The organism is Nocardioides psychrotolerans (assembly GCF_943371775.1).
Taxonomy (GTDB): Bacteria; Actinomycetota; Actinomycetes; order Propionibacteriales; family Nocardioidaceae; genus Nocardioides; species Nocardioides psychrotolerans_A.
This window is the reverse complement of sequence record NZ_CALRWD010000129.1, coordinates 1-6,432: the sequence shown is the minus strand read 5'-3', so window position 1 is coordinate 6,432 and position 6,432 is coordinate 1. Positions and strand designations below refer to the sequence as shown.

The 6,432-nt window shown below is 72.9% G+C and carries 7 protein-coding genes; 4 read left to right on the top strand and 3 right to left on the bottom strand.

Annotated elements, in window-relative coordinates:
- Positions 1-292: 292 nt before the first annotated feature.
- Positions 293-1,585, top strand: a complete 1,293-nt coding sequence (locus tag AAG827_RS21765; protein ID WP_341928300.1) for an HNH endonuclease signature motif containing protein — start codon at positions 293-295, stop codon at positions 1,583-1,585.
- Between the two features lie 115 nt (positions 1,586-1,700).
- On the opposite strand, the gene AAG827_RS21760 is transcribed toward AAG827_RS21765, so the two are convergent.
- Positions 1,701-2,663, bottom strand: coding sequence for a 2-dehydropantoate 2-reductase N-terminal domain-containing protein (locus tag AAG827_RS21760; RefSeq protein ID WP_341928299.1), 963 nt, complete (start codon positions 2,661-2,663; stop codon positions 1,701-1,703).
- Positions 2,664-2,792: 129 nt separating this feature from the next.
- Between AAG827_RS21760 and AAG827_RS21755 the strand changes: the two genes are divergently transcribed.
- Both AAG827_RS21755 and AAG827_RS21750 read left to right on the top strand, forming a co-directional pair.
- Entirely contained in the window at positions 2,793-3,341 is a 549-nt protein-coding gene (locus tag AAG827_RS21755; RefSeq protein WP_341928298.1) for a SigE family RNA polymerase sigma factor, read from the top strand.
- On the top strand, positions 3,338-4,612 hold the full coding sequence (locus tag AAG827_RS21750; RefSeq protein WP_341928297.1) for a hypothetical protein: 1,275 nt from the start codon (positions 3,338-3,340) through the stop codon (positions 4,610-4,612). Before AAG827_RS21755 ends, AAG827_RS21750 begins: the two co-directional genes overlap by 4 nt.
- Here the strand turns inward: AAG827_RS21750 and AAG827_RS21745 are convergent.
- The gene (locus AAG827_RS21745) at positions 4,594-4,974 is read right to left on the bottom strand and encodes a GntR family transcriptional regulator (protein ID WP_341928296.1); all 381 of its coding nucleotides are present in this window, start codon (positions 4,972-4,974) and stop codon (positions 4,594-4,596) included. The genes AAG827_RS21750 and AAG827_RS21745 overlap by 19 nt on opposite strands.
- Before the next feature lie 51 nt (positions 4,975-5,025).
- Here AAG827_RS21745 and AAG827_RS21740 point away from each other — a divergent pair, with 51 nt between their 5' ends.
- Complete coding sequence (locus AAG827_RS21740; RefSeq protein WP_341928295.1) at positions 5,026-5,889, top strand: PfkB family carbohydrate kinase; 864 nt, start codon at positions 5,026-5,028, stop codon at positions 5,887-5,889.
- Positions 5,890-5,904: 15 nt separating this feature from the next.
- On the opposite strand, the gene AAG827_RS21735 is transcribed toward AAG827_RS21740, so the two are convergent.
- Positions 5,905-6,432 (bottom strand): FAD-dependent oxidoreductase (locus AAG827_RS21735; RefSeq protein ID WP_341928294.1); only part of this gene is annotated, 528 nt, incomplete at its 5' end.

Genomic DNA, 6,432 nt, shown 5'->3' with positions numbered 1-6,432 from the left:
CTCGACCACCGAAGCGACTCGGTGGTCGAGCCCGAGGAGCGTCAGCGACGAGGCGTCGAGACCTCTCTCGTTGGTCGAGCAGCGAGCGAAGCGAGCGGCCGTCGAGACCCCACCCCCGCCGGTCGAGCAGCGAACGAAGCGAGCGGCCGTCGAGACCCGGCGACCCGACAGGCAGCCCCGACCCAGACCGGCCAAAAATCGATCGAAAACACTTTCCCTTGTCGTCTCAGCAAGCGAGATCCGAGGCGCCGGAACGGGCCCCACTGTCGGTGGCCACGGCTTGACTGTTCCTATGACCGAGCAGCCCGGGAGCGACGACAGCACCACCGTGCTGACCGCTGTCCGCGCGGTCCGAGCGGTGCGCGACCAGGCCGAGGTCGAGATCATCGAGTCCATCATCGACTGGTGCGTCCTCCACCAGACCGACGACGAAGACACCGCCTCCTTCGGCGATCACGGCATCCCCCTCGCCGGTCACGGCGCCCCCTGGGTGCTCGAGTCCGCGGTCCTCGAGCTCTGCGCCGCACTCGGTCAGTCCACCGACGCCGGCAAGCGGCACGTGGGTGCGGTCCTCGAGGTCCGCTACCGCCTCCCCAGGACCTGGCAACGCGTCGCCGCCGGCGACCTCCCGTTCTGGCGCGCACGCTCCATCGCGGAGCAGACGATGTGCTTGCCCGAGAAGGGCGCGGTCTTCGTCGACCGCCACGTCGCGCACGTCGCGCACCAGGTGTCCTACCTCCAGCTCAAGAGACTCGTCGAGGAAGCTCAGGCCCGGTTCGACCCCGTCGAGGCCGAGAAGAAGGCCCGCGCCGCGGCCGACGGCCGCCACATCTCGATCCACACCCACCAGGTCGGGATCAACGGCACCGTCGACGTCACCGGCACCCTTGACCTGCGCGACGCCCTCGACCTCGACGACGCCCTCAACAAGGGAGCGGCAGCCCTGGGTGCCGCAGGGTGCGTCGAGTCCCACGACGTACGACGCTCCATCGCAGCCGGCGACCTCGCCCGCGGCCACCAGACCCTCCCCTTCGAAGAGGGTGACGAGCCTCGTGGTGAGGTCCCGCGCAGCCAGGTCGTCCTCCACGTCCACCTCGCCGAAGCAGCACTCACCGGCGACGACACCGTCGAAGGATGTCTGGCCCGGGTCGAGAACACCCGGTCCCCGATCTGGGCCGACCGCGTCAAGGAATGGTGCGCCGCACCGGGCGTCCAGGTGATCGTGAAGCCGGTGATCGACCTTGCCGATCAGATCAACGTCGCCGCCTACGAGATCCCCGACCGCCTCCGTGCCCAACGCGAGCTCATCGACCACCACTGCGTCTTCCCCTGGTGCACCAGGCCCGCCAGGTCCTGCGACATCGACCACATCACCCCGCACGACCAGGGCGGAGCCACGTCCACCGACAACACCGCACCCCTGTGCCGAGGCCACCACCGCGCCAAGACCCACACCAGGTGGGACTACGACCGGATCGACGACACCACCTACGTCTGGCGATCACCCAACGGCCTTGTCTTCCGCCGCGACCACCACGGCACCACACCCATCACCCAGCCGACCGCCCCACCCGGCGAGACCTGACCCCACCGCCCCACACCCCGCCGCCGGCGGGGTCGTCGGCGCGTCCGGGTGCTACCTGGTGGTCTTGACGCGGCCTCGCCCGGAAGCTCGGCACCTCGATGGCCTCAGAAGCTGGTCAGGGGAGCGAGGCCAGGAGGTCGGCGGCGTTCAGGCTGCGGGGAGGCCGACCCGAGCGGGCCAGGTCGTGGACGGTGCGCTGGAGCAGCGCGTTGACCGGGGCGACGTGTCCGTGCAGCCGTGCCTGCAGCACGACCTCGCCGGCAAGGTGGTCGACCTCGACGCCGCGGGTGCCGCGGGCGAGGCTCTGCCAGGTCGAGCCGCCCGCGGGCGCGGGCTGGTCCTCGCGACGTCGGAGCAGGTCGCCCCGTCGTGCCTGGTCCTCGGCCGCGCTGACGACCGGGATGCCGGCGACGGCCAGGACCTGCTCGCCCTCGGCCTGGGCGCGCTCGACCAGCTCGTCCGCGTCCGGCCCGGGGGCACAGGCCGCGTCGACGGCGTTGCCGAGGTTCATGATCAGCTTGCGGTGCTTCCACGCCATGATGTCGGGCCGAGGCACGGATGCGAAGCCGCTCCGGCACAGGTCGTCGCTGATCCGCTGGGCCAGCTCGTCGACGCCACCAGGCACGCGACCGACGTCGAGGATCCCGGGAGCCCCCTGCGAGCGCTGGACGACCACGCCGGGCTCCAGGTGGGTGGCGGGCAGCATCACGCAGACGGCGTACGTCGAGGCGACGCGTCGCAGGACGGCGCGCTCGTTGGCGACACCGTTCTGCACGCACACGACCCGCACGTCGGCGGGCGCGTGGGCAAGGAGGTCGACGAGCGCGGCCTCGGTCTGGTGGCTCTTCACGCAGAGCAGGACGACGGTGTCACCGGTCCACGCCACCTCAGCCGCGGTGTCCGTCGCCGGGGCGTCCACGAGGTGCCGACCGTCGTGACGGTCGAGCACCAGCCCGTGCGAGCGGATCCGGGAGAGGTGCTCGCCGCGGGCGACGAGCGTGACCCGGAGGCCGGCCAGGTGGAGGGTGGCGCCGACGACACCGCCGACCGCCCCGGTGCCGTAGACGACGTAGCGCATGTCGCCTTCCTACACGAGGCAACCTCGGGCAGGGTCCACCCGGTAGAGACAGGCATGAGAGCCACACACACCCCGTCTCGGGGACGGACGCGGGACCACACCGGCCTGCCGACAGGACAAGGGGATGACGTGAGCGTCGACTTCGACGACTTCGTGGTGGCACGGTCCTCCGCGTTGCTGCGCACGGCCTACCTCCTGACCCACGACCACGCGTCCGCCGAGGACCTCCTGCAGACCGCGCTGACCAAGGCGTGGTTCGCCTGGGGTCGCATCGACGGCAACCCCGAGGCCTACGTCCGACGCATCCTGGTCAACACCTACGCCACCTGGTGGCGCCGCAAGTGGAACGGCGAGCTGGCCACCGAGGAGCTGCCGGAGCGTCACGACGAGTGCGCGTCCGACGCCGGGGACGCGGTCAGCGCCGCCCAGGACCTCTGGCAGGCCATGGAGCGACTGCCGCGCCGGCAGCGTGCCGTGGTGGTGCTCCGCTTCTTCGAGGACCTCTCGGTGGCGGAGACGGCCGAGCAGATGGGGTGCTCGACCGGCACGGTGAAGAGCCAGCTCAGCAAGGCGCTCGCGAAGCTGCGGATCGACCCCGCGCTCGGCCTCGCCGACCCGGCCGACCCGGCCGACACGACCGACCCGACCGACCTCAGCCACCTGGAGGACCAGCGATGAACGACCTCGAGCAGCTGCGCGCGACCCTGGAGCGGCACGCCGACGACGTCGTGGACCACGACCCCCTCGGCCGCGTCGGGTCCGTGCACTCCCGGGTGCGCGGCGTACGACGTCGGCGCCGCGCCGCCGCGGCCGGCACTGCCGCGCTGACCCTCGCCGTCGTCGGCGGGGTGGCTCTCCTGCCCGAGCGCGACGCCGGGCCGGCCCCGGCGACGCCGACCGTGCTGGGGATGACGGTGCCGTCGTCGTTCGACTCGCTCGGCTACACCTACGACTTCGACCGCTCCGTCGAGGGGGACACCCGGGCCAGCGTCCGGCTCGCCGCCTCCGACGAGCCGCAGCTGGTCTCGTGGGGCACCGTGGGTGACGACGACACCGTGGAGGTGACGCGCTACGGCACCACGACCACCTACACCGCCGCGGACTTCTCCGACTTCGTCCTCGTCCCGGCCGGGGACGCCACGACGGTGCGGGTCGTGGGCTCCAGCGAGGTCGGCCTCGCGGTCTTCGCGCTGACCTCCGACCGGCCCGAGGGCGTCACGAGCGACGGGATCACCTACCGGCAGGAGGTCGCGGGGCAGCAGCTCATCGCAGCAGGCTTCGGCGAGCCGGGTGAGGCCGAGGTCGAGCTGGAGGCCGCCGCCGTGAGCAGGGGCGTGCGGTTCAGCGTGGAGTGCGCGGGCGCGCCCGCCGGCTCGTCGGTCCACCTCGACCTGGCCGGCGAGGAGGGAGGCTTCATCACCGGTCAGTGCGACGAGGAGGTCCTGCCGTTCGACCCGGGCGCGACGGGCAGCGTGGGCATCCCTACGCGACCCGGCGAGGACGTCTCGGTCCGGGCCTGGGTGTCGGAGGGCACCGAGGACGGGCCGCTGCTGGAGGACGACGACGTGGTGATCTCGGTGGCCGTCTACGACGACGCGCCGAGCGGCACCCGTCTGGCTGGCTCCGACGTGTCGCTGCTCGTCGAGTCCGGAGGTCACCTCTGGCGTCTGACATCCATGGACATGCCGGCACCCGGCGGCGGTCGGGTCAGCGTGGCTGGTCAGCGTGGGCGGCAACTGCTCGCCATCGGCTTCACCGCAGCCGGTGACGCCACGGTCGTCCTCGAGCACAGTGGGACGGGGGAGACGGTTCGCGCCGACGGGGGCGACGTCAGCGGGGGAGAGATCGGGGTGCTCGACGGGGTTCAGGACCGTGCCACCGTGCGCGTGCTCGGCCCGGTGCCCCCGGGCGCCGAGGTGGCGATCGCGCTCTACGTGCGGGCCGACTGAGGGCCTGCCCAGGCCGCGTCGACGAGACGCTGGGTCTGGGCGAGGGTGAGGCCGGACCTGCGCGCGGCCGTCGCGAGCTCCGCGGCGGCCGCCTGCACGTCGTCGGGGGTCCCGGCCCCGGAGACCGACGCGACGAAGGTGCCGCGGCGGCCCTCGGTCACGACGACGCCGTCGGCCTCGAGCTCCTTGTAGGCCCGGGCGACGGTGTTGGCGGCCAGCCCCAGCTGCTCCGCGAGGGCACGGACGGTGGGCAGCTTGGTGCCGGCCGGCAGGTCGCCGTCGGCGACCCGCCTCGCGATCTGGGTGCGCAGCTGCTCGAAGGGTGGCTCCGGCAGCGCCGGGTCGAGCGGCAGGACGGTCATGCCAGGACGATAGCGAGCCGGGGGCTTCGGTGACGTGGTAGAGATCAGGGCATGCAGCCCTACGCCCTGGTCGTCGGTGAGTCGCTCGTCGACATCGTGGTCGAGCCCGACGGCCGCGACAACGAGCGCCCGGGCGGCAGCGCCGCCAACGTCGCCGTGGCGCTCGCCCGCCTGGGGCGCCGCGTGCGCTTCGTGACGTCGTACGCCGACGACGACCGTGGCCGTGCGATCGCGGCCCACCTCGGCGGATCGGGCGTGGAGCTCGCCGTGGACCCCCACGCGCTCGAGCGCACCTCGACGGCGCGGGCGACGATCGCGGTGGACGGGTCCGCTTCCTACGAGTTCGACCTCGACTGGCGCTTCCACCCCGTGGGGGAGGTCGACCCGGTGATGGTGCACGTCTGCTCGATCGGCGCCGTGCTGGAGCCCGGCGCCATGGACGTCGTGGCGCTGCTCGAGCGGCTGCGTGGCACGGCCACCATCAGCTACGACGTCAACGCCCGGCCCGCCATCACCGGCACCGGCGCCGCGGTCGTCGCGCAGGTCGAGCGGATCTCCGCACTGGCCCACCTGGTCAAGGCCAGCGACGAGGACCTCGAGGCGCTCTTCCCTTCGCGGTCGGTCGCCGAGGCTGCCCGGCACCTGCTCTCGCTCGGCCCGCGCGCCGTCGCCGTGACCCGCGGGGAGGCGGGGTCGACGTGGTTCACCGCGTCGGGCGAGGTCAGCGTGGCCGCCGTCCGGGCCGAGGTCGTCGACACGATCGGTGCCGGTGACACCTTCTCGGCGGGTCTCGTCGACGCCCTGTGGGACGACCTCGACGTGGCGCCCGAGCACGCGCTGGCCCATGCGGCGGCCGCCGCCGCGGTGACCGTCTCGCGGCGTGGCGCCGACCCGCCGTACCGCCACGAGCTCTAGCGCGAGGGCTCGGGCTCAGCCCTCCGGTGCCAGGTAGGCGTGCACGAGGGGCACGACCGACGACCCCTCGCCGGTCGCCGCGGCGACCCGCTTCATCGAGCCCGCCCGGATGTCGCCGACCGCGAAGACGCCGGGCAGCGTGGTCGCGAGGTTCTCCGGGGGGAGCTCACCGCCCCAGTGGGCGCTGGGGACGTCGCGGCCGGTGAGGACGAAGCCGCGACGGTCGCGGGCCACCGTGTCGGGCAGCCAGTCGCAGTGGGGCTCGGCGCCGAGGAGCAGGAAGAGCCCGCGGGCCTCGCGCCGGGTGACCTCGCCCGTCGTGGTGTCGCGTACGTCGAGCCACTCCAGGCGGCCGTCGCCCCCGCCGTCGGCGACCTCCGCGCACGGCTGGACCGTGATGCGGGGGTTGTAGTCGATCTCGTTGATGAGGTAGTCCGACATGGTCGCGGCGAGTGAGTCGCGGCGCACCATGATCGTGACCGAGTCGGCGAAGCGGGCCAGGTGGATCGCGGCCTGGCCAGCGGAGTTGCCGCCGCCGACGAC

Bases quoted from the DNA above. Each gene is read 5' to 3' on its own strand.
- AAG827_RS21765 (WP_341928300.1), top strand. From the start codon at position 293: ATGACCGAGCAGCCCGGGAGCGACGACAGCACCACCGTGCTGACCGCT.
- AAG827_RS21750 (WP_341928297.1), top strand. From the start codon at position 3,338: ATGAACGACCTCGAGCAGCTGCGCGCGACCCTGGAGCGGCACGCCGAC.
- AAG827_RS21760 (WP_341928299.1), bottom strand. From the start codon at position 2,663: ATGCGCTACGTCGTCTACGGCACCGGGGCGGTCGGCGGTGTCGTCGGC.
- AAG827_RS21745 (WP_341928296.1), bottom strand. From the start codon at position 4,974: ATGACCGTCCTGCCGCTCGACCCGGCGCTGCCGGAGCCACCCTTCGAG.
- AAG827_RS21740 (WP_341928295.1), top strand. From the start codon at position 5,026: ATGCAGCCCTACGCCCTGGTCGTCGGTGAGTCGCTCGTCGACATCGTG.